The organism is Nitrosomonas oligotropha, assembly GCF_900106555.1.
Classification (GTDB): Bacteria; Pseudomonadota; Gammaproteobacteria; order Burkholderiales; family Nitrosomonadaceae; genus Nitrosomonas; species Nitrosomonas oligotropha_A.
The window spans coordinates 1-1,788 of sequence record NZ_FNOE01000078.1 but is presented as its reverse complement, the minus strand read 5'-3'; the positions used below and the strand labels follow the sequence as shown (position 1 = coordinate 1,788).

Here is a 1,788-nt window from a genome sequence, read left to right as displayed (position 1 = left end):
TCGATGATTTCTCCAGGGAGCTGTATGCCGATATTCTTCCCGATAAAACCCAGCATAGTGCAGCTTGCTTTCTCACAAGCACTGTTGCCCAATGTCCTTACCAGATCGACTATGCTTATTCTGACAACGGCAAAGAATTTAAAGGAACTGACAGCCACGCTTTCGTCAAAGCTTGCAGGCAGCACGGTATCGGTCAGAAGTTTACCCGCATCAATCGTCCGCAAACCAACGGTAAAGCTGAGCGGGTTATCCGCACCCTGATGGATATGTGGCACAGCAAGATTCACTTTAAAGACTGCGCCGATCGGCACATTCAGCTTCTCCGTTTCATTAATTTCTACAATACCGTTAAGCCTCACAAGAGTTTGAATAATGCCACCCCTTATGAAATACTCACCGCTTATTTCAATCAACCTATCTGTAAACAACTCTGAGATTTCTTACATCTAAAGATCTTAGCGTTTTGGCTTAGTATGGTTTTCTTTTTTGTGGCGCTCATCCAACTAATAGTGAGATATCTTCAAAAAGGCTATAAAGACTACATAAGTTTAAGCTGGCGTAAGTTTTTCTGTTGGCTTACGAACGAGCCATTTCGGGAAGAATATCGCCCAAGAGATAAGCGCTTCTGATAGCGTTAATCCGTGTAAGGCGGAAGCTGGAAGCCTGCCGCTCCAGCAAGTAGCTGCATGTAAGCCGACGTCATCTAGGAAAAAACGCCCTCATCAAACACATTAAATCTTGCATTACGCAGGATTCGGTTATGTGATTTACTGGCAATGCGATGCACCATAAAATCCGTTTATCTTCCTTTACAAACCAAATCTAGGAGCGAGTCTCATGAACAAACAAATGACCGCCATCATTGAACGTGAAGGCAACGGTTATGTGTCTTTCTGCCCGGAGCTCGACATCGCCAGTCAAGGCGATACTGTTCAAGAAGCACGTGAAAACCTGCGGGAAGCCCTGGAATTGTTTTTCGAAACCGCATCGGCGGAAGAAATTCAGCCGCGATTGCATGATGAGATTTATATAACCCGCCTAGAGATTGTCGTTGGGTAAGTTGCGGGTTTTATCCCGACAGCAACTGTGCGCTATTTGGGCTCAACATGGTTTTATTGAAGTCCGTTAGTGCGGCAGTCATATTGTGATGCAGAAGAAAATGGATAACACAACGATTACCGTACCTGTGCCTAATCATTCCGAAATACGCATCGGAACACTTCAGCCCATCATTCGCCAATCAGGAATTGCCAGAAGCGAATCGAAATTTTGTAGCCAATAGCCTGGATAAGCCTGCGTCATCCAAGACAAAAATTCCGGAACAACAATATCGGAATCCCATACATCATTCGATGTGACAATGGCACCCTCGCTGAATGGAACAAATTCAATGCACATTGTGTCCAGCATGTATGCTTAATTGCACGCATGAAACAATTCATGCGTGATCTGTTAGAGTCTTTTCAATTTATTTAAGTGATGGTTTTTCATGCGGACAGTTTATTCAGGTATATATCTCATCGCTTTGCTTTTTGTATTGTCTGCTTGTCAAAAATATCAAGATGCAATTTCTGGCAATAACCAGATTCCTAGCCCTGCAATACTGCCTGCACCGATTGAGCGTCCGGTTTCTTATATCCAGGAAATCCGGCCAATCATCGAATCAAAGTGCTTGTCATGCCACAGTTGTTTTGATGCGCCGTGCCAGCTCAAGCTGGAGAGTTCCGAAGGATTGCTGCGCGGCGCTTTTCGCGAATCGATTTATGTAGGAGCGCGCAAAGAAGCCAT

At 44.6% G+C, this 1,788-nt stretch carries 4 protein-coding genes and 1 pseudogene; 4 read left to right on the top strand and 1 reads right to left on the bottom strand.

The genetic code is table 11. The features are described 5' to 3' along the window. From BLU57_RS15690 to BLU57_RS16985, 3 genes are all read left to right on the top strand, one after another. Nucleotides 1–434: integrase core domain-containing protein (locus tag BLU57_RS15690; RefSeq protein WP_143026991.1), on the top strand; the 434-nt coding region annotated here is incomplete at its 5' end. A gap of 403 nt (nt 435–837) precedes the next feature. Further along, nucleotides 838–1,059: a type II toxin-antitoxin system HicB family antitoxin gene (locus BLU57_RS15685; protein WP_090322947.1), complete on the top strand. Its 222-nt coding sequence runs from the start codon at nt 838–840 to the stop codon at nt 1,057–1,059. Between the two features lie 88 nt (nt 1,060–1,147). Next, nucleotides 1,148–1,282 carry a type II toxin-antitoxin system HicA family toxin gene (locus BLU57_RS16985; protein WP_371113176.1) on the top strand — a complete coding sequence of 45 codons (135 nt, stop codon included), beginning with the start codon at nt 1,148–1,150 and terminating at the stop codon, nt 1,280–1,282. On the opposite strand, the gene BLU57_RS16160 is transcribed toward BLU57_RS16985, so the two are convergent. Further along, complete coding sequence (locus BLU57_RS16160; RefSeq protein WP_176776479.1) at nt 1,222–1,410, bottom strand: hypothetical protein; 189 nt, start codon at nt 1,408–1,410, stop codon at nt 1,222–1,224. The genes BLU57_RS16985 and BLU57_RS16160 overlap by 61 nt on opposite strands. A 127-nt stretch (nt 1,411–1,537) precedes the next feature. On the opposite strand from BLU57_RS16160, the pseudogene BLU57_RS16375 reads away from it, so the two are divergent. After that, nucleotides 1,538–1,788, top strand: a pseudogene (locus BLU57_RS16375) (fatty acid cis/trans isomerase); the annotation flags it as partial.

Bases quoted from the DNA above. Each gene is read 5' to 3' on its own strand.
- BLU57_RS15685 (WP_090322947.1), top strand. From the start codon at position 838: ATGAACAAACAAATGACCGCCATCATTGAACGTGAAGGCAACGGTTAT.
- BLU57_RS16160 (WP_176776479.1), bottom strand. From the start codon at position 1,410: ATGCTGGACACAATGTGCATTGAATTTGTTCCATTCAGCGAGGGTGCC.
- BLU57_RS16985 (WP_371113176.1), top strand. From the start codon at position 1,148: ATGCAGAAGAAAATGGATAACACAACGATTACCGTACCTGTGCCTAAT.